The organism is Thalassovita mangrovi, assembly GCF_009857745.1.
GTDB lineage: Bacteria > Pseudomonadota > Alphaproteobacteria > Rhodobacterales > Rhodobacteraceae > Thalassobius > Thalassobius mangrovi.
The window spans coordinates 1-25,359 of sequence record NZ_WWEN01000011.1 but is presented as its reverse complement, the minus strand read 5'-3'; the positions used below and the strand labels follow the sequence as shown (position 1 = coordinate 25,359).

At 64.5% G+C, this 25,359-nt stretch carries 26 protein-coding genes and 1 tRNA gene; 24 read left to right on the top strand and 3 right to left on the bottom strand.

Features of this window, described 5'->3' with window-relative positions; translation table 11 throughout:
- Nucleotides 1-138 precede the first annotated feature (138 nt).
- Genes GR167_RS18950 through GR167_RS18940 form a run of 3 tightly spaced genes read left to right on the top strand, consistent with a single transcriptional unit; the run spans nt 139 to nt 4,555 of the window.
- Entirely contained in the window at nt 139-1,719 is a 1,581-nt protein-coding gene (locus tag GR167_RS18950; protein ID WP_160975308.1) for a trimethylamine methyltransferase family protein, read from the top strand.
- 26 nt (nt 1,720-1,745) lie between these two features.
- Entirely contained in the window at nt 1,746-3,791 is a 2,046-nt protein-coding gene (locus GR167_RS18945) for an oxidoreductase (protein ID WP_160975307.1), read from the top strand.
- Between the two features lie 32 nt (nt 3,792-3,823).
- Nucleotides 3,824-4,555, top strand: a complete 732-nt coding sequence (locus tag GR167_RS18940) for an NAD(P)-binding domain-containing protein (RefSeq protein WP_160975306.1) — start codon at nt 3,824-3,826, stop codon at nt 4,553-4,555.
- 44 nt (nt 4,556-4,599) lie between these two features.
- On the opposite strand, the gene GR167_RS18935 is transcribed toward GR167_RS18940, so the two are convergent.
- Nucleotides 4,600-4,674 (bottom strand) — tRNA-Thr (locus GR167_RS18935).
- 103 nt (nt 4,675-4,777) lie between these two features.
- Here GR167_RS18935 and GR167_RS20200 point away from each other — a divergent pair.
- The 13 genes from GR167_RS20200 (at nt 4,778) to GR167_RS18875 (ending at nt 13,307) form a co-directional block, all read left to right on the top strand.
- The gene (locus GR167_RS20200; RefSeq protein ID WP_212770048.1) at nt 4,778-4,951 is read left to right on the top strand and encodes a hypothetical protein; all 174 of its coding nucleotides are present in this window, start codon (nt 4,778-4,780) and stop codon (nt 4,949-4,951) included.
- Nucleotides 4,951-6,219, top strand: coding sequence for a UDP-N-acetylglucosamine 1-carboxyvinyltransferase (gene murA, locus GR167_RS18930; RefSeq protein ID WP_160975305.1), 1,269 nt, complete (start codon nt 4,951-4,953; stop codon nt 6,217-6,219). The genes GR167_RS20200 and murA overlap by 1 nt, the downstream gene beginning before the upstream one ends.
- Complete coding sequence (locus tag GR167_RS18925) at nt 6,216-6,692, top strand: DUF2948 family protein (RefSeq protein WP_160975304.1); 477 nt, start codon at nt 6,216-6,218, stop codon at nt 6,690-6,692. The genes murA and GR167_RS18925 overlap by 4 nt, the downstream gene beginning before the upstream one ends.
- 256 nt (nt 6,693-6,948) lie before the next feature.
- The gene (gene hisD / locus GR167_RS18920; RefSeq protein ID WP_160975303.1) at nt 6,949-8,253 is read left to right on the top strand and encodes a histidinol dehydrogenase; all 1,305 of its coding nucleotides are present in this window, start codon (nt 6,949-6,951) and stop codon (nt 8,251-8,253) included.
- Nucleotides 8,254-8,387: 134 nt separating this feature from the next.
- Nucleotides 8,388-8,867 (top strand): UPF0262 family protein, encoded by a 480-nt coding sequence (locus GR167_RS18915; protein ID WP_160975302.1) that lies wholly within the window; start codon nt 8,388-8,390, stop codon nt 8,865-8,867.
- A 68-nt stretch (nt 8,868-8,935) separates the two neighbouring features.
- Complete coding sequence (locus GR167_RS18910; protein WP_212770046.1) at nt 8,936-9,334, top strand: arsenate-mycothiol transferase ArsC; 399 nt, start codon at nt 8,936-8,938, stop codon at nt 9,332-9,334.
- The gene (locus GR167_RS18905; RefSeq protein ID WP_160975300.1) at nt 9,331-9,726 is read left to right on the top strand and encodes a ketosteroid isomerase-related protein; all 396 of its coding nucleotides are present in this window, start codon (nt 9,331-9,333) and stop codon (nt 9,724-9,726) included. The genes GR167_RS18910 and GR167_RS18905 overlap by 4 nt, the downstream gene beginning before the upstream one ends.
- Nucleotides 9,726-10,307 (top strand): GNAT family N-acetyltransferase, encoded by a 582-nt coding sequence (locus GR167_RS18900; protein WP_160975406.1) that lies wholly within the window; start codon nt 9,726-9,728, stop codon nt 10,305-10,307. The genes GR167_RS18905 and GR167_RS18900 overlap by 1 nt, the downstream gene beginning before the upstream one ends.
- Before the next feature lie 43 nt (nt 10,308-10,350).
- Nucleotides 10,351-11,229, top strand: a complete 879-nt coding sequence (locus tag GR167_RS18895) for a carbon-nitrogen hydrolase family protein (RefSeq protein WP_160975299.1) — start codon at nt 10,351-10,353, stop codon at nt 11,227-11,229.
- Between the two features lie 85 nt (nt 11,230-11,314).
- Nucleotides 11,315-11,533, top strand: a complete 219-nt coding sequence (infA, locus tag GR167_RS18890; RefSeq protein ID WP_037209844.1) for a translation initiation factor IF-1 — start codon at nt 11,315-11,317, stop codon at nt 11,531-11,533.
- Nucleotides 11,534-12,109, top strand: a complete 576-nt coding sequence (locus GR167_RS18885; RefSeq protein ID WP_160975298.1) for a Maf family protein — start codon at nt 11,534-11,536, stop codon at nt 12,107-12,109.
- Nucleotides 12,106-13,128 carry a ribonuclease E/G gene (locus GR167_RS18880; protein WP_160975297.1) on the top strand — a complete coding sequence of 341 codons (1,023 nt, stop codon included), beginning with the start codon at nt 12,106-12,108 and terminating at the stop codon, nt 13,126-13,128. The genes GR167_RS18885 and GR167_RS18880 overlap by 4 nt, the downstream gene beginning before the upstream one ends.
- Nucleotides 13,125-13,307: a DNA gyrase inhibitor YacG gene (locus GR167_RS18875; protein ID WP_160975296.1), complete on the top strand. Its 183-nt coding sequence runs from the start codon at nt 13,125-13,127 to the stop codon at nt 13,305-13,307. The genes GR167_RS18880 and GR167_RS18875 overlap by 4 nt, the downstream gene beginning before the upstream one ends.
- Before the next feature lie 179 nt (nt 13,308-13,486).
- Here the strand turns inward: GR167_RS18875 and GR167_RS18870 are convergent, their stop codons facing one another.
- Nucleotides 13,487-14,695, bottom strand: coding sequence for a LysR family transcriptional regulator (locus GR167_RS18870; protein ID WP_160975295.1), 1,209 nt, complete (start codon nt 14,693-14,695; stop codon nt 13,487-13,489).
- A 116-nt stretch (nt 14,696-14,811) separates the two neighbouring features.
- On the opposite strand from GR167_RS18870, the gene GR167_RS18865 reads away from it, so the two are divergent.
- From GR167_RS18865 to GR167_RS18850, 4 genes are all read left to right on the top strand, one after another.
- Complete coding sequence (locus tag GR167_RS18865) at nt 14,812-15,546, top strand: PIG-L deacetylase family protein (RefSeq protein WP_160975294.1); 735 nt, start codon at nt 14,812-14,814, stop codon at nt 15,544-15,546.
- On the top strand, nt 15,543-16,238 hold the full coding sequence (ligK, locus tag GR167_RS18860) for a 4-carboxy-4-hydroxy-2-oxoadipate aldolase/oxaloacetate decarboxylase (protein WP_160975293.1): 696 nt from the start codon (nt 15,543-15,545) through the stop codon (nt 16,236-16,238). Before GR167_RS18865 ends, ligK begins: the two co-directional genes overlap by 4 nt.
- 93 nt (nt 16,239-16,331) lie before the next feature.
- Entirely contained in the window at nt 16,332-17,390 is a 1,059-nt protein-coding gene (locus tag GR167_RS18855) for a 4-oxalomesaconate tautomerase (RefSeq protein WP_160975292.1), read from the top strand.
- 31 nt (nt 17,391-17,421) lie between these two features.
- The gene (locus tag GR167_RS18850; RefSeq protein ID WP_160975291.1) at nt 17,422-18,378 is read left to right on the top strand and encodes a VOC family protein; all 957 of its coding nucleotides are present in this window, start codon (nt 17,422-17,424) and stop codon (nt 18,376-18,378) included.
- 98 nt (nt 18,379-18,476) lie between these two features.
- Here the strand turns inward: GR167_RS18850 and GR167_RS18845 are convergent, their stop codons facing one another.
- Nucleotides 18,477-19,811, bottom strand: coding sequence for an aspartate aminotransferase family protein (locus GR167_RS18845; protein ID WP_160975290.1), 1,335 nt, complete (start codon nt 19,809-19,811; stop codon nt 18,477-18,479).
- Nucleotides 19,812-19,962: 151 nt separating this feature from the next.
- Here GR167_RS18845 and GR167_RS18840 point away from each other — a divergent pair, with 151 nt between their 5' ends.
- The 4 genes from GR167_RS18840 (at nt 19,963) to GR167_RS18825 (ending at nt 25,000) form a co-directional block, all read left to right on the top strand.
- Nucleotides 19,963-20,829, top strand: a complete 867-nt coding sequence (locus GR167_RS18840) for a MurR/RpiR family transcriptional regulator (RefSeq protein WP_160975289.1) — start codon at nt 19,963-19,965, stop codon at nt 20,827-20,829.
- 33 nt (nt 20,830-20,862) lie between these two features.
- Nucleotides 20,863-21,831 carry a TAXI family TRAP transporter solute-binding subunit gene (locus tag GR167_RS18835; protein WP_160975288.1) on the top strand — a complete coding sequence of 323 codons (969 nt, stop codon included), beginning with the start codon at nt 20,863-20,865 and terminating at the stop codon, nt 21,829-21,831.
- Between the two features lie 128 nt (nt 21,832-21,959).
- On the top strand, nt 21,960-24,569 hold the full coding sequence (locus tag GR167_RS18830; protein ID WP_160975287.1) for a TRAP transporter permease: 2,610 nt from the start codon (nt 21,960-21,962) through the stop codon (nt 24,567-24,569).
- Nucleotides 24,566-25,000, top strand: coding sequence for a universal stress protein (locus GR167_RS18825; RefSeq protein WP_160975286.1), 435 nt, complete (start codon nt 24,566-24,568; stop codon nt 24,998-25,000). Before GR167_RS18830 ends, GR167_RS18825 begins: the two co-directional genes overlap by 4 nt.
- Nucleotides 25,001-25,359: the final 359 nt, after the last annotated feature.

The following is a 25,359-nucleotide window of genomic DNA, read 5'->3' as shown; positions in this document are numbered from 1 at the left end:
GAAAGGGGCTGTCAGGCCTGCCGGAATCGGCGTTCTGGCTTAGTTCAGCTAATCCTTGGTTAGTCTAATTGCCGTTGTCAACGCGTCCCGCCCTTCGCAGGATTTGCCATCCGAGGCGAGACAGGGAAGGCGAAGGCGATGCTGGCAGAGGAACGCAAACCGGCCCGGGCCGGACGGCGGACGGGGCGCAGATCGGGGCGCGGGACGGACCGGGCGAATGGGCCGGGGCAGAACCCGCATCTTCGGGTGCCCTATATCACCCGGGGCATCCCCACCTATGACTTGCTGTCCGAGGACGCGCTGGACCGGATCGAAGCGGCGATGGATCGCATCCTGTCCGAAATCGGCATCGAGTTCCGCGACGACCCGGCCACGGTCGAATTGTTCCGCGCGGCGGGCGGCACGGTGCGCGAGGTCAGCCGCGATGTCTGGAACATCCGTTTCGCGCCGGGAATGATCCGCGAGTTGGTGAAAACCGCCCCCGAACGGTTCACCCAGCACGCCCGCAACCCGGCCAATTCGGTGGAAATCGGCGGCGACGCGATGGTGTTTGCGCCCTCCTACGGGTCGCCCTTCGTGATGGATCTGGATAACGGGCGGCGCTACGGCACGATCGAGGATTTCAAAAACCTGGTGAAGCTGAGCCAGTCTTCGCCCTGGCTGCACCATTCCGGCGGCACCATCTGCGAACCGACCGACGTGGCGGTGAACAAGCGGCACCTGGATATGGTTTACGCCCATATGTGCTATTCCGACCGGGCCTTCCTGGGGTCGATCACTGCACCGGAACGGGCCGAGGATTCGATCGAAATGTGCCGCATCCTGTTCGGGACGGATTTCGTCGACGACCATTGCGTGATCATGGGCAATTTTAACACCACCTCGCCCTTGGTGCTGGATGGGGTGACGACGCAAGGGATCACCGCCTATGCGCGCGCCGGGCAGGGATCGGTCCACGTGCCCTTCCTGCTGGGCGGGGCTGTGGCGCCGCTGACCATGGCCGGGGCCGTCGCGCAATGCCTGGCCGAATCGATGACCGCCTGCGCGCTGACCCAGCTGGTGCGCCCCGGCGCGCCGGTGGTGCTGGGCGGGTTCCTCAGCTCGATGGCGTTGCGTAGCGGATCGCCCACCTTCGGCACGCCGGAACCGGCGCTGGCCTCGCTGGTGATGGGGCAGATGGCGCGGCGGTTCAGGTTGCCACTGCGCTGCGCGGGGAATTTCGCCACCTCCAAGCTGCCCGACGGGCAGGCGATGCAGCAGGCGATGATGTCGATGATGTCGGCGGTGCAGGGCGGGGCCAATTTCATCCTGCATTCGGCCGGGTTCCTCGATGGGCTTTTGTCGATGTCTTACGAGAAATTCGTGATGGATTGCGACATGTGCGGGGCGCTGCACGCCTATCTGAACGGGATGGCGGTGGATGACGACACGCTGGGCATCGAGGCGCTGGCGGAACAGGGGCCGGGCGAACACCTGTTCGGCACCGCCCACACGCTGCGCCATTACAAGACCGCCTATTGGGACAGCGCGCTGAACGACGACCAGCCGTTCGAAACCTGGTTGGACCAGGGCGGGGCCGATTACGCCAGCCGCGCCAACCGGCGCTGGAAGCAGCATCTCGCCGATTATCAGCCGCCCGCGATGGATGCGGGCACCGATGAGGCGCTGAAAGACTTCATCGCGCGCAAAAAAGCATCCATGCTGGATGCGTGGTACTGAAACTCACGACACAGGAAAGACCGCGAATGTCCAAGGACCCGCTGCTGCAGCCCTATCGGCTGAAACACCTGACCCTGCGCAACCGGATCATGACCACCAGCCACGAACCCGCCTATGCCGAGGACGGGATGCCGAAGGAACGCTACCGCGCCTATCACGCGGAACGGGCGCGGGCCGGGGTGGCGCTGACGATGACGGCCGGATCGGCCTCGGTCTCGCGCGACAGCCCGCCGTCCTTCGGCAATATCCTGGCCTACAAGGACGAGGTGGTGCCGTGGATTCGCGAGCTGACCGATGCCTGTCTCGAACACGGCGCGGCGGTGATGATCCAGCTGACCCATCTGGGCCGCCGCACCGGGTGGGACAAGGGTGATTGGCTGCCCACGCTGTCGCCGGGCCCGCACCGCGAACCGGCGCATAGGGCGTTTCCCAAGCTGATGGAGGATTGGGATATCGAGCGCGTCATTGCCGATTTCGCCGATGCCGCCGAGCGGATGAAGGCGGGCGGCATGGACGGGATCGAGCTGGAAGCCTACGGCCACCTGATCGACCAGTTCTGGTCGCCCTTGACCAACACGCTCTCCGGTCCTTACGGCGCCGGGTCGCTGGACGACCGGATGCGTTTCGGGCTCGACGTGATCAAGGCGATCCGCGAACGGGTGGGCGAGGATTTCATCCTCGGCGTCCGTTTCACCGCCGATGAGGCGGCGGCGGGCGGCATCGACCCTGAAATGGGATTGCAGATCGCCGAGCGGCTGAAAGCGACCGGGCAGGTGGATTTCCTCAACGTGATCCGCGGCCGTATCCATACCGACCCGGCGCTCACGGGCGTGATTCCCTTGCAGGGGATGAAAAGCGCGCCGCATCTGGATTTTGCCGGATCGGTGCGGGCGGCCACCGGCATGCCCACCTTCCACGCCGCGCGCATCCCCGACGTGGCGACGGCGCGCCATGCGGTGTCCGAGGGATTGCTCGACATGGTGGGGATGACCCGGGCGCATATGGCCGATCCGCATATCGTGCAGAAGATCAAAGAGGGGCGAGAGGACGATATCCGCCCCTGCGTCGGCGCCACCTATTGCCTCGACCGGATCTACCAGGGCGGCGCGGCCTTGTGCATCCACAACGCCTCCACGGGGCGCGAACTGACCCAGCCGCATGCGATCGCGCCTGCACCCGAGCGCAAACGGGTGGTGGTGGTCGGCGCCGGTCCCGGCGGGCTGGAAGCCGCGCGGGTAGCGGCGGAGCGGGGGCATCAGGTGACCGTGTTCGAGGCGCAGCCCGATCCGGGCGGGCAGGTGCGGCTGACCGCGCTGAACCCGCGCCGGCGCGAAATGATCGGCATCATCGACTGGCGCATGTCCCAATGCGCCGCGCGCGACGTGGAGTTCCGCTTCAACACATGGGCCGAGGCCGAGGACGTCACCGCGCTGACCCCCGACGTGGTGATCGTCGCCACCGGCGGTTTGCCCAATGCGGAACTGTTCGAAACCGACGGCGATCAGGACCTGGCGGTTTCCGCCTGGGACCTGATTTCGGGCGACGCGAAGCCCGGGCGCAACGTGCTGATCTATGACGAAAGCGGCGATCACCCGGCGCTGATGGCGGCGGAGGTCGCGGCGGAGGCCGGGGCAAGGGTTGAGGTGATGACCCCCGACCGGACCTTCGCCCCTGATATCATGGGGATGAACCTGACCCCCTACATGGCGGCGCTGCAGGGCAGGGATGTCACTTTCACCGTCGCCCGTCGCCTGTTGGGCGTGGCCCGCGAGGGCAACCAGTTGCAGGCGCGGATCGGCACCGATTACAGCGATCATGTGAGCGAGGCGCTGTATGATCAGGTGGTGGTGAATTACGGCACCCGGCCCTTGGACGATCTCTATTTCGATCTGAAACCGCTCAGCACCAACCTGGGCGCGGTCGATTACGATGCGCTGATCGACGGTCGCCCGCAGCAGGTCAACCGCAACCTGGAGGGGCGGTTCCGTCTCTACCGCATCGGCGACGCGGTCAGCCCGCGCAACACCCATGCGGCGATCCATGACGCGCTGCGACTGGTGCGGGAAATCTGAGGCAGATGGGGGAACGGGGAAAGGCGGATGGCATGAGAATCGGCGTGTTGGGACTGGGCACCATCGCCTCGGCGGTGGTCGAGGGAATCGCGGGCGACGGGCATGACATCACCGTGTCGCGGCGCGGCGAATCCCATGCGGCGCGGCTGTCGGGCATGTTCGGCAATGTCTCCGTGGCGGATAACCGGCAGGTGGTCGAGGCAAGCGAGGTAGTGATTCTCGGCCTGATGGCCGAGGTCGCAGCCGATCTCCTGCCCGGTCTGTCCTTCCGCGCCGACCAGCAGGTGATCACCCTGATGGCGGGCGCGACGTTGGAACAGGTCGCGGATTGGGTCGCCCCGGCCCGCGCCAGCGCGATCGTGATGCCGTTCCCGGGCATCGCCCGGGGCGGATCACCGATCATGGCGCAGGGCGATATGGGCTTGCTGAACGCGCTCTTTGGCGCGCGCAATACGGTTTATGAGCTGCAGGATGCCGGGGAAATGGCCGCCTATCTGGCCGCGCAGGCGGTGCTGTCGCCTGCGGTGAAGCTGGTCGCCGATGCAGCAGGGTGGCTGGGCGAACATGTGGCCGATCCCGATCAGGGCGAATCCTTCCTGCGCCATCTGGTGGGCTCCAGCCTGGAAGGCTCCGACTGCGCCACGCTGCTCAGGGCGCTGGATACGCCGGGCGGTTACAATCAGCGCCTGCGCGAGCACATGGTGCAAAGCGGCATGAGCGATGCGCTGATCGAAGGCTTGGAAAAGCTCGGCGGCAAGGGGTGAGGTCCGCTTTTGCGGCTGTCCGATCGCTAAGACTATGGGGAAGATGGTGCTGCTGGACAGGATTGAACTGTCGACCTCTCCCTTACCAAGGGAGTGCTCTACCACTGAGCTACAGCAGCGCCGTTTTCCGGTCGTCGGATCATGTCCTGTCCGACCGTGGGGGGCTGATTAACGGGATTTGATTCCGGGTGCAAGCGTTATCTGGACGGTTTTTTCACCCTCATGTATGACAGTGCCATGGAGCAGAAGCATAACGGCAAAAAACAACCGAAAAAGACCGATACGCGCGAGGACCGATTGAAGGCCGCGCTGAAGGCCAATATGGCCAAACGCAAGGCCCAGGCGCGCGCCCGGGCGGCGGACGGGTCTGATAATAACGGCAAGGGGCAGGACTGATGGATTCGATTATCGTGACGGGCAACGGCCCGCTGAGCGGGCAGATCCCGATCGCCGGGGCCAAGAACGCCTGCCTGACCCTGATGCCGGCGACTTTGCTGTCCGAGGAACCGCTGACCCTGACCAATGCGCCCAGGCTGAGCGACATCAAGACGATGACCCAGCTGCTGCAATCGCTGGGGGCCGAGGTGACCTCGATGCAGGACGGCCAGGTGCAGGCGATGTCGAGCCACAACCTGACCACCACCCGGGCCGATTACGATATCGTGCGCAAGATGCGCGCCTCGAACCTGGTGCTGGGGCCGCTGCTGGCGCGCGAACATCATGCCGAAGTATCGCTGCCCGGCGGTTGCGCCATCGGCGCGCGGCCGATGGATCTGCATATCTCCGCGCTGGAAGCGATGGGGGCCGAGATCGAGCTGAAGGACGGCTACCTGCACGCCAAGGCGCCGGGCGGTCTGAAGGGCGCGGTGCACGAGCTGCGCTTCGCGTCCGTGGGGGCGACCGAAAACGTGGTGATGGCGGCGACGCTGGCCAAGGGCACCACGGTGCTGAAAAACGCCGCCCGCGAACCCGAAATCGTCGACCTGGTGGAATGCCTGCGCAAGATGGGCGCCCAGATCGAAGGCGAGGGCACATCGACCATCACCATCCAGGGCGTCGATCGCCTGAATGGCGCCACCCACCCGGTGGTGACCGACCGGATCGAGCTGGGCACCTATATGCTGGCCCCGGCGATCTGCGGCGGCGAGGTGGAATTGCTGGGCGGCCGGATCGACCTGGTCGGCGCCTTCTGCGAAAAGCTCGACGCCGCCGGGATTTCGGTGGAGCAAACCGACAAGGGTCTGAAAGTGGCGCGCAAGAACGGCCGGGTCCGCGCGGTCGACGTTGTCACCGAGCCTTTCCCGGGCTTCCCCACCGACCTGCAGGCGCAGATGATGGCGCTGATGTGCACCGCCGAGGGCAAATCGGTGCTGGAAGAACGCATCTTCGAGAATCGCTTCATGCATGCGCCCGAACTGACGCGCATGGGCGCCGAGATCGAGGTGCATGGCGGCACCGCGACGGTGACCGGGGTGGAAAAACTCAAGGGCGCGCCGGTGATGGCGACCGACCTGCGCGCGTCTGTTTCGCTGATCCTCGCCGGGCTGGCGGCGGAAGGCGAAACCATCGTGAACCGGGTCTATCACCTGGATCGCGGCTATGAACGGGTCGAGGAAAAGCTGCGCAATGTCGGCGCACGGATAGAACGGGTGAACGCGGAATGAGCGAAGACGCACGGTTCGAAGACGGGCGCGAGGCGCCGCTGAATCTCGGGGCGCTGGAAGAAGGCGACCTCGAGGTGATCTCGGCGCTGGTGCAAGATGCGGTGTTTCCGGCGGCCGAAATGACCTGGCGCCCGCGCGAACGCCGCTTTGCGCTGCTGTTGAACCGGTTCCGCTGGGAAGACCGCGGCCGCGACCGCCACGGCGCCGAGCGGGTGCAATCGCTGCTGGCGTTCGACAACGTGCTGAAGGTCGCCTCGCAGGGCGTGGAAAAGGGCGACAAGGACATGGTGCTGTCGCTGCTGTCGATCGACTGGCAGCCGGGCGAAGCGCCGGGCGGCACGGTGGAACTGACCCTTGCCGGCGACGGCGCGATCCGGCTGCAGGTCGAAGCGCTGGAAGCGGTGCTGAAGGACGTGACCCGCCCCTATCGGGCACCGTCGGGCAAGGCGCCGGGACACCCGGACGAGGCGTGACCAGATTGTGCGCGCTTGCAGCGCGCGCTTGATATCTCACGAATTTGTCTGCGCCAAATTCGCTCGGGCTTTGCCTCCGGCGGGAATATTTGGAAACAGGAGAAGGGCTGTTGCGCCCTTGCTTCTTCTGTTCAGAAATATCCCGGGGTGAATTGGCCGCAGGCCAAGAGGGGCAGGGCCCCTCATTTCCCTTCACAGGAATGCTTGAGACCCGCGCACGGGGCTTGTATGTCAGGGCGCATCACCCGGAGGGACCATGCCTGTATTCCTGAACGCAACCGATGCCGATTTCGAAACCGCCTTCACCGCTTTGCTGGGCGCCAAGCGTGAGGACAGTCCCGATGTGGACGATGTCGTGGCCGGCATCATTGCCGATGTGCGTACCCGCGGCGATGCGGCGCTGATCGAGCTGACGGCGAAGTTCGACCGGCTGGAGCTTACCCCTCAGACTTTGCGCTTCTCGCCGGACGAGATCGCGGAACTGGTGGCGCAGGTCCCCGCAGAGGAACGCGAGGCGCTGGAACTGGCCGCCGCGCGCATCCGTGCCTATCACGAAAAGCAGCTGCCCGAGGATGCCTATTGGACCGACGAGGCCGGCGCCGGGCTGGGCTGGCGCTGGACGCCGGTGTCGGCGGCGGGGCTTTACGTGCCGGGCGGGCTGGCCTCTTACCCGTCCTCGGTTCTGATGAACGCGATTCCCGCCAAGGTGGCCGGGGTGGAACGCTTGGCCATCGTGGTGCCGACCCCGGACGGGGCGGCCAATCCGCTGGTGCTGCTGGCGGCGCAGATCGCCGGGGTGGACGAGATTTACCGCATCGGCGGGGCGCAGGCGGTGGCGGCGCTGGCCTATGGCACCGAAACCGTGCAGCCGGTGGACAAGATCACCGGGCCGGGCAACGCCTTCGTCGCCGCGGCCAAGCGGCGGGTGTTCGGCAAGGTGGGCATCGACATGATCGCGGGGCCGTCGGAAATCCTGGTCATCGCCGATGGCGATGCGAACCCTGACTGGGTCGCGCTGGACCTGTTGAGCCAGGCCGAGCATGACGAAAGCGCGCAGTCGATCCTGATCACCGACAGCGCCGATTTCGCCAAGGCCGTCACGGCGGCGGTGGAACGCAACCTTGAAACCCTGGAACGGCGCGCCATCGCCGGGGCGAGCTGGCGCGATTTCGGCGCGGTGATCGTGGTCGACGACCTCGACCGGGCCGCCGAATTGTCGAACCGGGTGGCGCCGGAACACCTGGAGCTTTGCGTCGCCGATCCCGACGCGCTGGCCGAAAAGATCACCCATGCGGGCGCGATTTTCCTTGGAGGCTGGACGCCCGAGGCGATAGGCGATTACGTCGGCGGGCCCAATCACGTGCTGCCCACCGCGCGATCCGCGCGGTTCTCCTCGGGTCTGTCGGTGATGGATTTCGTCAAGCGCACCACGCTGGCCAAGATGACGCCCGCGGCGCTGCGCGCCATCGGCCCGGCGGCCGAGACGCTGGCGAATTCGGAAAGCCTGCAGGCGCATGGGTTGTCGGTGCGCGCGCGGCTGGATCAGCTGAACGAAGACTGAGGCTTTGCGCGGGGCGCTGTCCCCGCGCGGACGCGATTGCGGGTCCCGTGCCGCGACGTCCTTTGCGCGCGTATTGCGCCGGAAGGGGACGCAGGCTAACAGGGTTATGTCCAAAGCATAGCGAGATCGAAGCCATGTCCCGTATCAGTCACATCGAACTGGATGACCGCAACCTGCCGCCGCCGACGCCCGAGATCGAGCAGGAACGCAAGGTGGCGATGTTCGATCTGCTGGAAGACAACAGCTTCGACCTGCCCAAGCGCGATGACCGGGTGGTGCCCGACGGACCCTACCGGGTCGGGCTGTCGATCAAGGAAAAGCGTCTGGTCTTCGATATCGCCACCGAGGACGCGCAGAAGGCCGCCGAATTCCACCTGTCGCTGTCGCCGTTCCGCCAGGTGGTCAAGGATTACTGGGCGATCTGCGAAAGCTATTACGACGCGGTCAAGAACATGCCGCCGAGCCAGATCGAAACCATCGACATGGCCCGGCGCGGCATCCACAACGAAGGCGCCCGCATCCTGCAGGAACGGCTGGAAGGCAAGGCCGTGGTCGACAGCGACACCGCGCGGCGGCTGTTCACGCTGATCTGCGTGCTGCATTTCGGAGGCTGAGGCGCGTGCCCGACACCCTGCCACAATCGGTCCTGTTCTGCTGCGACCACAACTCCGTCCGCTCGCCCATGGCCGAGGGGATCATGAAGAAATTCTACGGGGCCGGCACCTATGTGCAGTCGGTGGGGGTCAAGGGCGACGCGGAAATCGACGGTTTCGCCATCGCTGTGTGCCAGGAAATCGGGGTGGAACTGTCGCGCCACAAGGTGCGCGGGTTCGACGATCTGAACGAATATGGCGAGGATCTGTCCTCCTTCGACCTGATCGTGGCGCTGACCCCGGCCAGCAAGCACCAGGCCGAGGAACTGACCCGGATCTATCACCTCGACGTGGAATACTGGCCGATCTCCGACCCCAGCGGCCAGGGCGAAACCCGCGAGGCCAAGCTCGACGCCTATCGCAAGAGCCGCGACCAGATCGTCGAGCGGTTGATCGACCGCTGGGGCGCCCCGAGGGAAAACGCATGAACGATACGATCAAGACCTATTTCGACGCCTTCAATGCCGGCGACGTGGACACCATGCTGTCCTGCCTGGCCGAGGACGTGGCGCATCACGTGAACGAAGGCCAGGTGCGCACCGGCAAACCGGCCTTTGCCGAGTTCTGCGCCCATATGAACCGCTGCTACCGCGAAAACCTGACCGACATGGTCATTTTCGAGGCCGAAAACGGCAACCGGGCGGCGGCGGAATATATCGTCAACGGCACCTATCTGGAAACCGACGAGGGCCTGCCGGAGGCGAAGGGGCAGACCTACCGCCTGCCTGCCGGGTCGTTCTTTTCGCTGCGCGACGGCAAGATCACCCGGGTGGTGACCTATTACAACCTGGCCGACTGGATCGCACAGGTTTCCAAGTGATCCGGGTCGAGGTCCTGACCGGCGCGGCGCTGGAAGCGGCGCTTGAAGATGTCGCGCGGCTGCGCATCGCGGTGTTCCGCGACTGGCCCTATCTCTATGACGGCGATCTGGAATACGAAAAGCGCTACCTGCAAAGCTACCGCGACAGCGCGGGCGCGGTGGTGGTGGGCGCCTTCGACGGCGACCGTTTGGTCGGGGCGGCGACCGGCACCCCGATGGAGGATCACGCCGACGATTTCGCAGCCGCCTTCGAGGGCACGGGCGAACGGCTGGAAGACATCTTCTACTGCGCCGAATCGGTGCTGCTGCCGGACTATCGCGGCCGCGGCATAGGGCACCGGTTTTTCGACCTGCGCGAAGACCACGCGCGCAGGCTGGGGCGGGCGAAATGCGCCTTCTGCGCGGTGATGCGGCCCGAGGATCATCCGATGCGCCCCGCCGGGTACCGGCCGCTGGACGACTTCTGGAAAAAGCGGGGCTATGCCAAGCTTCCCGGTGTGATCGCGTGCTTCCGCTGGAAGGATGTGGGCGAGACCGAGTCGAGCGAAAAGCCGTTGCAATTCTGGATGCGCTCTCTGTAAAGCTGCAACAGCGATATATTTTTGTGCAGAATGGGGGCCGGTCATGAAAGTGGCGACAGCAGCCTACCCGCTGGACTGGTTTCACGACTGGTCGGGCTATGAGGACAAGATGCGGGCCTGGGTGTCCGAGGCCGCCGGGCAGGGGGCCGATCTGCTGGTCTTCCCGGAATACGCGGGGATGGAACTGGCTTCCTTGGCGGGCAAGGAAATCGCCGCAGACCTGGCCGGATCGATCCGGGCGGTGTCGAACCGGGTGGCGCGGTCTAACGCTGTCATGTCCGCACTGGCGCAGGAATTCGGCGTTTACATCCTTGGCGGATCGGCCCCGGTGCAGGATGTCGACAAGGTGGTGAACCGGGCGCCGTTCTTTGCCCCGTCGGGCGCGATGGATCACCAGGACAAGCAGATCATGACCCGGTTCGAGCGCGAAGACTGGGGCGTCGCGGGCGGCGGGCCGCTGAAGATTTTCGAAACCGCCTTGGGCCGGATCGGCGTGCTGATCTGCTATGACAGCGAATTCCCGTTGCTGGCCCGTGCGCTGGCCGAGGCGGGGTCGGAGTTGATCCTGGTGCCGTCGTGCACCGAGGCGACGGAAGGCTACTGGCGGGTGCGGATCGGTGCGATGGCGCGCGCGCTGGAAGGCCAATGCGTGACGGTGATGGCATCGCTGGTGGGCGACCGGCCCGACATCTACGCGGTCGAGGAAAACACCGGCATGGGCGGCGTTTTCGGCCCGCCCGACGAGGGGTTCCCGCCCTCCGGCGTGATCGCCGAAGGCACCCTGGGCGCGCCCGGCTGGACCTATGCCGATATCGACCTGGCCCGCATCCACGCGGTGCGCGCGGACGGTCACGTGCTGAACAAAACCCACTGGGATGACCAGCAGGGCCGCATCGGAAAACCGCTGGACACCCTGCTATAGCGCGATTGGGGCTTGAAAATCGCGCAAAATAGGCTCATTTAACGCGCGTCCCGCACTGGGCGGGGCGAAAAAGCAAGGAGATAACATGGCCAAGGAAGAAATGCTCGAATTTCCCGGTGTCGTGAAGGAACTCCTGCCCAATGCGACGTTTCGGGTCGAGCTTGAGAATGGCCATGAGATCATCGCACATACGGCAGGTAAGATGCGCAAGAACCGCATCCGCGTTCTGGCTGGCGACCGGGTTCAGGTCGAAATGACCCCCTACGATCTGACCAAGGGTCGGATCAACTACCGCTTCAAGTAAGTGCGTCTGATCCTCGGATCGGGCAGCCCGCGGCGCAAGGAGCTGCTGGCGCAAATCGGGGTTGTGGCGGATGACATCCGCCCGCCCGATATCGACGAGACCCCCCTGAAAAACGAACTGCCGCGGCCCTATTGCGCCCGCATGGCGATCGAAAAGGTGCGCGCGGTGCAGGCCGATGACAACGATATCGTGCTGTGTGCCGATACCACCGTCGCGCTTGGCCGCCGTATCCTGGGCAAGCCGGAAAATGCGGGCGAGGCGGCACAATTCCTGCTGGCCATGTCGGGGCGGCGTCACCGGGTGATCACTGCCGTCGCGGTGCGCCGGGGTGACAAGGTCTGGGAAAAGGACGTGGTCACCAACGTGCGGATGAAGAACCTGTCGGATGAGGAACTGAACGCCTACCTGGCCACCAACGATTGGCAGGGCAAGGCGGGCGGTTACGGTATCCAGGGCCCCGCCGGGGCGCTGATCCCGTGGATTTCGGGATCGTTCACCGCCGTCGTCGGATTGCCGCTGACCGAAACCGCCGGGCTTTTGCAGGCCGCGGGCTACCCGCTATGGAGGCAGGCATGAAAGGCCGTCAGATCATCCTCGACCATCTCGACGGGCGCGAAGCCGCCGCCTTGATCGTCGATGGCAAGCTGCACGACATCCTGATCGATTCCGATCTGCCGCGCGTCGGCACGATCTACCGCGCCGTCGCCGAACGGCCGATGAAGGGGCAGGGCGGATTGTTCCTGAAAACCCCCGACGGCAGCGCGTTTCTGCGCCAGGTCAAGGGTATCGCTCCGGGTGAGAGGATGCTGGTGCAGGTCACCGGCTATGCCGAGGACGGCAAGGCGCTTCCCGTCAGCCAGAAAGTCCTGTTCAAAAGCCGCTACGCCATCGTGACGCCCGATGCGCCGGGGATCAACATCAGCCGCCGGATCCGCGACGACGACACCCGCGACGTGCTGCTGGGCATCGCCCGCGAGGTGATGGAAGACAACGATATGGGGCTGATCCTGCGCTCGTCCTGCGCCGATGGCGAGGCGGGCGAGATCGCCGAGGATATCGCCGAAATGGTCGATATGGCCGCCCGCGTCACCGCCGACCGCGACGGCGATGCGGAGGTTCTGACCGAAGGCGACGGGCCGCATGCGATGGCCTGGCGCGAATGGACCGACCCGGCCGATATCGTGACCGAAGCGGGCGGGTTCGAACGCCACGGCGTGCTGGACCTGATCGACGAGGCGCGCCAGCCGCTGGTCCGTCTGTCGGGCGGCGCCTTCATGTATGTCGAACCCACCCGCGCGCTGGTGGCGGTGGACGTGAACACCGGCAACGATACCTCGCCCGCGGCGGGGCTGAAGGCCAATATCGCCGCCGTGAAGGACTTGCCGCGCCAGTTGCGGCTGCGCGGCTTGGGCGGGCAGATCACCATCGACCTGGCGCCGATGCCCAAGAAGGATCGCAAGACCTTCGAGCTGTCGCTGCGCGCCGCCTTCAAGGCCGACCTGATCGAAACCATGCTGGCTGGGTGGACGCCGCTGGGCCATTTCGAACTGCAACGCAAACGCGACCGCCTGCCGCTGTCGGAGCTCCTGCCATGAGCTGCCCGATCTGTGGCGAAAAGAGCGATCCGAAATTCCGCCCCTTCTGTTCCAAGCGCTGCGCCGATATCGATCTGGGCCGCTGGATGAGCGGCAAATACGCGATCCCCTCGGACGATCCCGAGGATATCGAGGAGGCGGTCGAGGAAATCGAACGCCAGATGTCCAAGCCGCATTGAGGGGCGATGAGCCGAGCCAGCGTCAGTTGCGGGGTGGCGCTGAAACCTTTGAACATGGCAGTTTATGCCAGCCTCGTCCGCGCTCGTTGTCAATGACAGGACAAGCCTCTCCAAAGCGCCAGCCCGTCGGGGCGGGCTGACGCTGGCCCGGCGGCCTTCGGCCTTGTTCCGGGCCGGGTTTAGTCCAGCGTTTCAGACACTTCCCGCAGCAGCTTCAGGAAATGTTCCTGCATCTGGGTCGGGTGCCAGTCGGCCCGCTGGGTGACGCCGATTGTGCGCGGCGTATCGTCGATCTCCACCGGCAGCTGCACCATCACCCCCAGTTTGATTTCGTCGCTGACCTGGGTCTGCGAAATCATCGTCAGCCGGCCGGCGCTTTCCAGCAGGCTGCGGACCAGGATGATGGCGCTGGTTTCGATCACCCGGGTCGGTTCCGGCAATCCGTGGGTGCGGAAAAACGCCGCCGCCTGATCGCGGGTGGGCGTGCCCTTGCGCGGCAGGATCCAGGGATATTCGGTCAGCTCCTCCAGCGGGATGTCGCTGCGTTTCGCCAAGGGGTGGGCCGGGTGGCAGAAAATGCCAAGCCGGTCGTCGAACAGTGGGGCCTGTTCCACGTCCTCGGCCGGGGGCGGGTCGCGCAGGGCGCCCAGCATCAGGTCAATCTCGCCGTAGCGCAGCCCGTTCAGCAGGTCGTCATAGGGCCCGTCGATCACGTGCAGGTCGATATCGGGATAGGCCTGCGTCATCATGTTGATCGCCCGCGGCAGCAGCACGCTGCGCGACAGCGGTAGCGCGCCGATGACGATCCGGCCGCCATGCATCCCGCCCCAGGAGGACAGTTCGTCCAGCGCCTGGTCGAGTTCGTAAAACGCCAGCTTGGCGGAGCGGATCAGGATGCGGGCGGCGGCGGTCGGGTCATAGCCGCTTTCCGATTTGCGGTAGAGCACCAGCCCCGACACCTTTTCCAGATCGCGCGCGGTGCGGTAGAGCGAGGGCTGCGAGATTCCGATGGCGCGGGCGGCGACGGAAAAATTGCCATAGGCGGCCACCGCGATCAGCGCCCGCAGCTGGGTCGAGGATATCTTGGTGTCAAACCGCGACGGGGCGGTGCCTTTCTGCCGCGCAGCGGCCTCGATGCAGCCCTGTTTCAGGATGTTGAGCGCCCGTTTGCTGCGGCGCATGAATATCTCGCCCGCGGCGGTCGGGTACATGCCGCGGCTGCTGCGCACCAGCAGCTTTTCGTCCAGCGACGCTTCGAGCTTGGCAATGGCTTGGGTGATTGCCGGTTGTGACATGTGCACCGCTTCCGCCGCCGCCGTGATACCGCCGAGCCGGCAGACCAGGACGAAGGCCCGCAGGTGCCGCAGATTGAAATCCTGCCCGTTCATTCCCCATCGCCCATGATAGCTATAGCTAAAACAAATAGTGGCTGCGGCGAAACGAAATGGCAAGTTGTGAAGCGAAGCGCCATAGTGCCGCGGAACTGAAATTTACGGGGTTTGACATGTCTGATCAGAAAACCGCTCTTGTCATCAGCGCCCATGCTGCTGATTTCGTCTGGCGCTGTGGTGGCGCCATCGCCAAGCATCAGAAACTGGGCTACGACGTGACCGTCGTCTGCCTGTCCTACGGCGAACGCGGCGAAAGCGCCCGCCTGTGGAAAGAAGGCAAGACGCTGGACGAGGTCAAATCGATCCGCAAGAAGGAAGCCGAAGACGCCGCCAAGGCGCTGGACGTGCATGACATCGAGTTCCTCGACATGGGCGATTACCCGCTGCGCTTCGGCCAGGAAGCCGAGGAAAAGGTGGTCGACATCATCCGCAAGGTACAGCCGAACTTCATGTTCTCGCACTCCAAGTGGGACCCCTATAACACCGACCACATGAAAACGACCGATTTCGCCCTGACCTGCCGCATGATCGCGCAGGCCTGGGGCCACAACCCGGGCGAAAAGGTTCTGGGCGCGCCGCAGTTGTACCTGTTTGAGCCGCACCAGACCGAACAGATGGGGTGGAAACCGAACGTCTTCCTCGACATCACCGATGTCTGGGACAAGAAGCGTGCCGCGATGGAATGCATGAACGGCCAGGTCCATCTGTGGGATTTCTATACCCGCGTGGCGCAGCAGCGCGCCAATCACTTCAAGCGCAATTCCGGCGGTATGGCCGGTGGGCGCGATTGCCAATATGCCGAAGGTTTCGAATCGATCTTCCCGACCTGCGTGGATGAACTGTCATGAGCGGCTATCCTGTCGGAACCCAGGGCGTCGTCGTCCAGAATATCGAACGCGCCGATCAATCGGTGATCGACGGCCTGGCCCAGTGCGGCGTCGCCACGGTGCACGAAGCGCAGGGCCGCAAGGGGCTGCTGGCCGATTACATGCGGCCGATCTATGCAGGCGCCCGCATCGCCGGGTCGGCGGTGACGATTTCCGCCCCGCCCTGCGACAACTGGATGGTCCATGTCGCCATCGAACAGCTGAAAGAGGGCGATATCATCGTCCTCGCGCCGACCTCGCCGTCGAATGCCGGTTACTTCGGTGACCTGCTGGCGACCTCGGCGCAGGTGCGCGGTTGCCGCGGGCTGATCATCGACGCGGGCGTGCGCGACGTGCGCGACCTGACCGAGATGAATTTCCCGGTCTGGTCCAAGGCGGTCTTCGCCCAGGGCACGGTCAAGGAAGTGCTGGGATCGGTCAACGTGCCGGTGGTCTGCGCCGACGAGCTGATCAATCCCGGCGACATCATCGTCGCCGACGATGACGGCGTCTGCGTGGTGCGCCGCGAAGAGGCCGTAGAGGTGCTGGAAAAATCCCGCGCCCGCGAAGCCAACGAAGAGACCAAGCGCGCCCGGCTGAAGGCCGGCGAGCTGGGGCTGGACATCTACGACATGCGTGGGCGCCTGGCCGAAAAGGGTCTGAAATACGTCTGACCCGTTTCGGGTCGGACCAAGAACAGCAGCGCCCGCCCGGGCAACGGGACGGGCGCTGCCCGGCGCAAGGCCGGGCAACAGCGGGGGAAAATCATGAGCAACGGAATCCCGGTGATGTGGATGCGCGGGGGCACCTCTAAGGGGGGCTATTTCCTGGCATCCGACCTGCCCACCGATACCGGTGAGCGCGACGCGGCGCTGCTGCGGATCATGGGGTCGCCCGATCCGCGCCAGATCGACGGCATGGGCGGGGCCGATCCGCTGACCTCAAAGGTCGCGGTGGTGCGCAAGTCGGATCGTGACGGCGTCGATGTCGATTACCTGTTCCTGCAGGTCTTCGTCGATCAGCCCATCGTCACCGACGCGCAGAATTGCGGCAATATCCTTGCCGGTGTCGGGCCCTTCGCCATCGAGCGTGGGCTGGTCGCGGCGAAGGACGGCGTGACCCCGGTCACCATCTATATGGAAAACACCGGCCAGGTCGCCGTGGCGCAGGTGCAGACCCCGGGCGGGCAGGTGAGCTATCAGGGCGAGGCGCGCATCGATGGCGTGCCCGGCACATCGGCCCCGGTGCCGATCGAATTCAAGGACACCGCCGGGTCGAGCTGCGGCGCTTTGCTGCCCACCGGCAATGTCTGCGACGTGGTCGAAGGGATCGAACTGACCATGATCGACAACGGCATGCCCTGCGTGGTGATGCGTGCCGCCGACATGGGGATCGCAGGCACCGAGACGCCCGAGGAACTGGAAGCCAACGCGGAACTGCGCGCCAAGCTGGAAAAGATCCGGCTGGCCTGCGGGCCGATGATGAACCTGGGCGACGTCACGGAAAAATCGGTGCCCAAGATGACCATGGTCAGCGCGCCGCGTCAGGGCGGCGCCATCGGCACCCGCACCTTCATCCCGCATCGCTGCCACAAGACGATCGGAGTTCTGGGCGCGGTCAGCGTCGCAACCGCCTGCCTGCTGGACGGCGCGCCCGCCCATGCGCTGGCGCAGACGGGGACCGGCGCGACCCGGGATCTGTCGGTGGAACATCCCACCGGCGAAATGACGGTGGTCGCCAATCTGGGGGCGGACGGCACGGTGGACAGCGCCGCGATCCTGCGCACCGCGCGCAAGCTGATGGACGGCGTGGCCTTTACGGAATGAGCCGGAAAACCGGCGATAAGGGAGAGCAGAAATGACCGAACCTTGCTTCGATGTGGCGCATCTGGGCCATGTCGAGATGTACACCGACAAGTTCGAGGAAAGCCTGGATTTCTTCACCCGCATTTTCGGCCTGACCGTTTCCGGGCAGGACGAAAACAGCGCCTATCTGCGGGCCTGGGATGATTACGAATTCCACAGCCTGAAACTGACCCGGAGCGATACCACGGGGGTGGGGCATATCGGTTACCGCGTGTCCTCGCCCGAGGCGTTGGAACGCCGGGTGGCGGCGATCGAGGCGTCGAAATTCAAGAGCCTCGGCTGGGTCGAGGGCGATCTGGGGCATGGCCGCGCCTACCGGTTCGAAGACCCGTTCGGCCATGTGTTCGAGCTTTACTGGGACACCAACAAGTACCAGCACGGCGAGGCCGACAAGCCGGCGCTGAAGAACAACGCCAGCAGGTTCCACGCCACCGGCGCCTGCCCGCGCCGGCTGGATCACCTGAACCTGCTGTCCGAGGACGTGACCCTGTTCAAGGAATTCATGCAGACCTGCCTGGGCAGCCGCGTCACCGAATATATCGAACTGGATAACGGCCGCCTGGGCGGTTGCTGGTTCACGGTGAACAACAAGACCTACGACCTGGCCTGCACCGAGGAACATGGCGGCGGCAATGCGCGGCTGCATCATGTCACCTATGCCAGCGATCAGCGCGAGGACATCCTGCGCGCCGCCGATATCTTCCTGGAAAACGGGGTGCATATCGAAACCGGGCCGCACAAGCACGCGATCCAGAACACCTTCTTCCTGTATGTCTGGGAACCTGCGGGCAACCGGGTGGAACTGGCCAATGCCGGGGCGCGGCTGATCCTCGATCCCGACTGGCAGCCGGTGAAATGGACCGAGGCCGACCGCAAGAAGGGTCAGGCCTGGGGGTTGAAGACCATCGAGAGCTTCCACACCCACGGCACGCCGCCGGTGAAAGGCTGAAAAGCAGCAAGCCCGTTCGAACGGGCTTGCACGCGATTTGAACAATCGCGTGGAAAGCGCCTTCGAAGGCGCTTTCCAAGGCGTTTCGAAACGCCTTGTTACGCCGGAACGCCTGCCAGCACCGTGTCGATGGCGCCGGACAGTTTATCCACCACTTCGCCGATCTGGTTGTCGCTCAGGATGAAGGGCGGGGCCAGCAGCACGTGATCGCCCTGGATGCCGTCGACGGTGCCGCCCATCGGGTAACAGATCAGCCCGGCCTGGAACGCCGCCGCCTTGACATTGGCGTGCAGCTTCAGTTCGGGCGCGAACGGCGCCTTGGTTTCGCGGTTCTGCACCAGTTCCAGCCCGCGGAACAACCCGCGGCCGCGGATGTCGCCGATATGGGGGTGCTGGCCGAACCGGTCCTCCAGCGCCGCTTGCAGCCGGCCGCCCATGTCCATCGCCCGCGCGGCCATCCCGCCGCCCGTCAGCTTGGTCACCACCGCATGGGCGGCGGCGGCGGCCACCGGGTGGCCGATATAGGTGTGACCGTGCTGGAAGAAGCCCGATCCGTTTTCGATCGCGCTATAGATCTTGTCGGTGCACAGCATCGCGCCGATCGGTTGGTATCCCGCGCCCAGACCCTTGGCGATGGCGGTGATGTCGGGGGCGATCCCGTCCTGTTCGCAGGCGAACAGGGTGCCGGTCCGACCCATGCCGCACATCACCTCATCAAGGATCAGCAGCACGCCGTATTGATCGCAAATCTCGCGGACGCGTTTGAAATAGCCCTCGACCGGCGGCACGGCACCGGCGGTGGCGCCGACGACCGGTTCGGCGACGAAGGCCATCACGCTGTCCGGCCCCAGCCGCAGGATTTCCGCCTCCAGCTCATTCGCCACCCGCTGGCCGTAATCGAAGGCGCTCTCGCCCTCGGCCCGGCCGCGATATTCGTAGCAGGGGGAAATGTGGCTGACATCCATCAGCAGCGGCGAAAACGGTTCGCGCCGCCACATGTTGCCGCCCACCGCCAGCACGCCCAGCGTGTTGCCGTGATAGCTTTGCCGCCGCGCGATCACGTGGCGGCGCTGCGGTTCGCCGATTTCCAGGTAATACTGCCGCGCCAGTTTCAGAGCCGATTCCATCGCCTCGGACCCGCCGGAGACGAAATAGACCCGGTCCAGCGCGCCGGGCGCGTGTTCGATCAGAAGATCGGCCAGATCCTCGGCCGGTTCGGAGGTGAAGAAGCCGGTATGGGCGAAGGCCAGCTTGCCCGCCTGGTCCTGCAGCGCGGCGATCACGTCGGGGTCGGAATGACCGAGGCAGGATACTGCCGCGCCCCCCGATCCGTCGAAATATCGTTTTCCGGTCTCGTCGATCAGATAACAGCCGTCGCCACGGGTGGCGCGGGGGGGAATGGATTTGGTGTGGCGGGGAAAGACATGGGACATCGGTGTCGTCCTTAAACCTGTGCCTGCAGCAGCCTGCATCGCGATTCGACCCCATCCGCGGGCGCCGAAACGCTATTCATGAAACATATGTTTCAATCATTGACAAGAAAAAATACAAATGAAAGATGACTCCTGTAACAGGGAGGGATTCGTGACGGAGCTTTCGTCGATCGAGGACAGGATCGCGGCGCGTTACAGCGACTTGAGCGGGCAGCTGCAGAAGGCTGCCGATTACGTGGCGGCCAATCCGATGGATGTGGCGTCGCGTTCTTTGCGTGCGGTATCGTCGGGCAGCGGGCTGTCGCCGGCGACCTATTCGCGGCTGGCCCGGGCGCTTGGGTTCGACACTTACGAGGAGATGCGCGAGCTGTGCCGCGAAGCGGTCGGCCAGCACGTGCCGAGCTTTTCGGAAAAGGCCGAACGGCTGGGCGATGACGGCGGCACCGGCAAATCGGTGTTCCAGCGCCAGACCGAGGCCTGCATCGCCAATATCGCCACCCTGCAGGCGCAGGTGACCGAGGACAAGTTGACCCGCGCGGTCGAGGCGCTGGCCCGGGCGCGCAACGTGGTGCTTTTCGGCGCCTTCGGGTCGACCGGCATCGTCGAATACCTGGCCTATCTGGCCAATTACTGCACCTCGAACTGGACATTGGCCGGGCGCATGGGGGCATCATTGGGGTCGGCGCTGTCGGTGATGAACGACAAGGACGTGCTGTTCATCGTGACCAAGTCGCCCTATGCCCGCCGCGCAATCATCGCCGCGCAGATGGCGCAGGACTTGGGCGCGACCACGATCATCATCACCGACAGCCATTCCTGCCCGGCGCTGAAATATGCCGACGTGCCCTTCATCGTGCCGTCGGAAAGCCCGCAATTCTTTTCATCCTATACCGCCACCCTGGCTTTGCTCGAAAGCCTGATGGCGATGCTGGTGGCCTGCGACCCGAAGGGCACCAGCCTGCGGATTCGCGACGTCGAAACCCGCAACAGCGGACTGGGGGAATTCTGGTCCGAGTGAGTTAACCCGTAACATCAATCAGGGAGATTAATGATGTTCAACAAATTGAAACTGGGCGGCGCGGTTCTGGCCGCCTCCGTCATGGCCGCACCGCTGGCCAGCGCCGAGGAATTCATCACCATCGGCACCGGCGGCGTGACCGGAGTTTATTACCCGACCGGCGGCGCGATCTGCCGTCTGGTCAACAAGGGGCGCAAGGAACACGGCATCCGCTGTTCGGTCGAATCGACCGGCGGTTCGGTCTACAACATCAACACCATCCGCGAAGGCGAGCTGGAATTCGGCGTGGCGCAGTCGGACTGGCAGTACCATGCCTATAACGGCACCTCGAAATTCGCAGACCAGGGCCCGTTCACCGAGCTGCGCGCGGTGTTCTCGGTCCATCCCGAACCCTTCACCGTCGTGGCCCGCGCCGATGCCGGCGTCACCACTTTCGACGACCTGAAGGGCAAGCGCGTCAATATCGGCAACCCGGGATCGGGCCAGCGCGGCACCATGGAAGTGCTGCTGGAAGCCAAGGGCTGGACCACCGACGATTTCGCCCTGGCGACCGAGCTGAAGGCAGCCGAACAGTCGGCGGCGCTGTGCGACAACCAGATCGACGCGATGGTCTACACCGTCGGCCACCCGTCCGGGTCCATCCAGGAAGCCACCACCGCCTGCGATTCCGTGCTGGTGTCGGTCAACGGCCCGGCGGTGGACAAGCTGGTTGAGGAAAATTCGTTCTACCGTACCGCAGTCATCCCCGGCGGCATGTATCGCGGCAACCCCGATGATGTGAAAACCTTCGGCGTCGGCGCGACCTTCGTGACCTCGACCGCGGTGTCGGAAGAAGCGGTCTATACCGTGGTGAAGTCGGTGTTCGAAAACTTCGACGACTTCAAGAAGCTGCACCCGGCCTTCGCCAACCTTGATCCCAAGGAAATGGCAACCGCTGGCTTGTCGGCGCCGCTGCATGCCGGTGCCGCCAAGTACTACAAGGAACAGGGCTGGATCGAATAAGCGATCCGCTCACGCCCTTGACCGGCGGCCAGAACGATCTGGCCGCCGGTGTTGTTTTAAAAACCATTCAGTACGATCATGCCAGAAGCGGCAGCCATACATAGCCGCGGGTGACAGGGGGACATGTCATGGCCAAATCCGAAAGCGCGGGCCGTCAGCTCAGCGAAGCGGAACTTCAAGAACTCGTCGCGGCCTCGGATGCCGGCGGGCGTTCGCCCACGGGGGCGGTTGCCACGTTCCTAGCTGCGGTGGCGCTGCTTTGGTCGCTGTTCCAGGTGGTGCTTGCCTCGCCGCTGGCGAATGTGATCCTGCCCGGCGACATCATCAACAATTCGCGCCAGATCCACCTGGCCTTCGCGGTCTTCCTGGCCTTCCTCGCCTATCCGGCGCTGTCGACCAGTCCGCGCCGTTACATCCCGGTGCAGGATTGGGTGATGGCCGCTGTCGCGGCCTTCATCGCGCTTTACGGTTATGTGTTTTACCAGAAGATCGTCGACTCGGGCGGCTTGGCCGATGACGTGGACAAATGGTTCGCGTTGCTGGGGCTGATCCTGCTGTTCGAAGCGGCGCGCCGGGCGCTTGGCCCGGCGATGGCGATCATCGCCACGATTTTCCTGGCTTACGTGTTCTTCGGGTCGTCCGAATGGATCCCCGAAGTGATCCGCTGGAAGGGCGCCAGCCTGAAAAAGGCGATGAGCCACATGTGGATCACCTCCGAAGGGGTGTTCGGCATCGCTTTGGGCGTATCGACCAAGTTCGTCTTCCTCTTCGTGCTGTTCGGCGCGCTGTTGGAAAAGGCGGGCGCGGGGAATTACTTCATCAAGATGGCTTTCGGCGCGCTTGGCCACCTGCGCGGCGGCCCGGCCAAGGCCGCCGTCGTCGGATCAGCCGCGACCGGGCTGATTTCGGGCTCGTCCATCGCCAACGTGGTCACCACCGGTACCTTCACCATCCCGCTGATGAAGCGGGTGGGATTCAGCAGCGAAAAGGCCGGTGCGGTCGAAGTCGCCTCATCGGTGAACGGGCAGATCATGCCACCGGTGATGGGTGCCGCCGCCTTCCTGATGGTGGAATATGTCGGCATTTCCTATGTCGAGGTGATCACCCACGCCTTCCTGCCCGCCGTCATTTCCTACATGGCGCTGGTCTACATCGTGCATCTCGAAGCGGTGAAGCGGAACCTGCCGACGCTCGGCAACAAGGTGACCTCGCTTGCCCGCACGATCTTCGGCATGTTCCTGTTCTTCGCCGGCTTCGCCGCCCTGTGTTACGGCGTGCAATTCCCGGTCAAGGCGATCGTGGCGCTGGTGCCCGAAGGGGCAGGGTGGATCCTGTCGGCACTGGTGGTGCTGGCCTATGTCGCGCTGCTGTGGCTGGCGGCGCAGGTCGATGACCTGGAACCGGACGATCCCAACGCCGAACAGGTCGAACTGCCCGAGGTGTCCGAGATCTACAAATCCGGGCTTTATTACCTGCTGCCGATCATCGTCCTGGTCTATTTCCTGATGATCGAGCAGAAATCGCCGGGCCTGTCGGCCTTCTGGGCGACCGCGCTTCTGTTCGTGATCCTGCTGACCCAAAGACCGCTCAAGGCGATGATGCGCAGCCATGGCGACATGGCCGGGGCCTTCCGCTTCGGCGTGATCGATCTGGGCCAGGGGCTGATCGACGGGGCGCGCAACATGATCGGGATCGGCCTGGCTACCGCCACGGCGGGCGTCATCGTCGGCACCGTGACCCTGACCGGGGTCGGGCAGGTGATGGCCGATCTGGTCGAATTCCTGTCGGGCGGCAACCTGATCATGATGCTGATCATGGTGGGGCTGCTGAGCCTGGTTCTGGGCATGGGCCTGCCGACCACGGCGAACTACATCGTGGTGTCGTCGCTGATGGCGGGGGTCGTGGTGGAACTCGGCGCCAATTCCGGGCTGATCGTGCCGCTGATCGCGGTGCACCTCTTCGTGTTCTACTTCGGCATCATGGCCGATGTGACCCCGCCGGTCGGATTGGCCAGTTTCGCCGCCGCGGCCGTGTCGGGGGGCGATGCGATCCGCACCGGCTTCACCGCCTTCTTCTACAGCCTGCGCACCGTGGTGCTGCCCTTCTTCTTCATCTTCAACACCGATCTGCTGCTGATCGACGTGACGCTGATCGAAGGGATCGTCGTCTTCGTCGTCGCCTCGATCGCGATATTGATCTTCACCGCAGGCACGATGGGATGGTTCATCACCCGCAACACCATCGTTGAAAGCGTGGCATTGGTGGCGATCGCCGTGGTGCTGTTCCGTCCCGGCCTGGTGATGGATCAGATCCAGCCGCCCTTCCATGTCTCGCAGCCGTCGCAGCTGACCGAGGTTCTGGGTGCTGCGTCCGAGGGGGACGAGGTCAGGCTGATCCTGAATGGCCCCGATTTCGACACCGGCGATCTGAAGGAGACCACCATCGTTCTGACCGTCACCGGCGCGCCCGATGGCGATGCGCGTCTGGCGGCGGCGGGATTGGCCGCCTTCGACGAAGGCGGAGTGATGAAGCTCGACGAACCCTTCCCGGGCACGCCCTTCTTCGACACGCTGTCGAGCTTCGATTTCTACGGCGACGAACCGGTGCAGGTAACCAGCGTCAAGGCGCCGGCCGACCAGATGCCGAAAGAACTGATCTTCATCCCGGCGCTGTTGCTGCTGGGGCTGATCGCCTTCCTTCAACGCGCCCGCGCCAACCGTCAGGAGATCCCGGCATGAGCACCTGTATTCTTTGCGCCGTCGACATGAGCCAGCACGAACCCGATGCAGAGGTCCTGAAAGTGGCGGCCAAGCTGGCCGCGCTGGATGGCGCCCAGCTCGACGTGATCACCGTGGTGCCCAGTTTCGGGGCGGGCGAGGTGCCGGACTTCTTCCCGAAGGATTATCACAAGCATGCCCTGGCCGAGACGTCGGAGCGGCTGAAGGCCTTCGTGAAGAAGGTGCTGGGCGATGAGGCCGATGCGAAGGTCCGTCACGAGGTGGCGACCGGCAAGGTCTATCAGGAAGTGCTGCACGCGGCGGAGGTGGCGGGCAGCGACCTGATCGTGATCGGATCGCACCGGCCTTCTGCGCGCGACTACCTGCTGGGCACCAACGCCGCCAAGGTGGTGCGCCACGCGCCGGTTTCGGTCTACGTGGTGCGCGGCTGATCACCTTCGCCTGCGGCCCTGTCTTTAAGGACGGGGCCGCGGGCACCATGGCCTTTGCCGGGGAGGGCAGGGCGATTCACCCCGCTGAACCCCGGATTCTCCCCCTCCCACCCCCGATTCCAAGCCCTGACTCGCCGTTTCACCTAGAAGACGCGTGTTCAGGGCTTTTTTCGTTGAGATGTTAAGGGGTTTGTGGCTGATTAAGTTATTGAAAAGGTTTGGTTTTAAATAGTGTTGCCCAAAAATTCGTTTTTTTAGAAAAAACCGCTTGCGGAGGTGTGCGGATAACCTTAGAACCCCCTTCACCGGCGGCGCTGAGGCGCTGGACGGGACGCCAAGCGGAACGACGGAGCGATGCT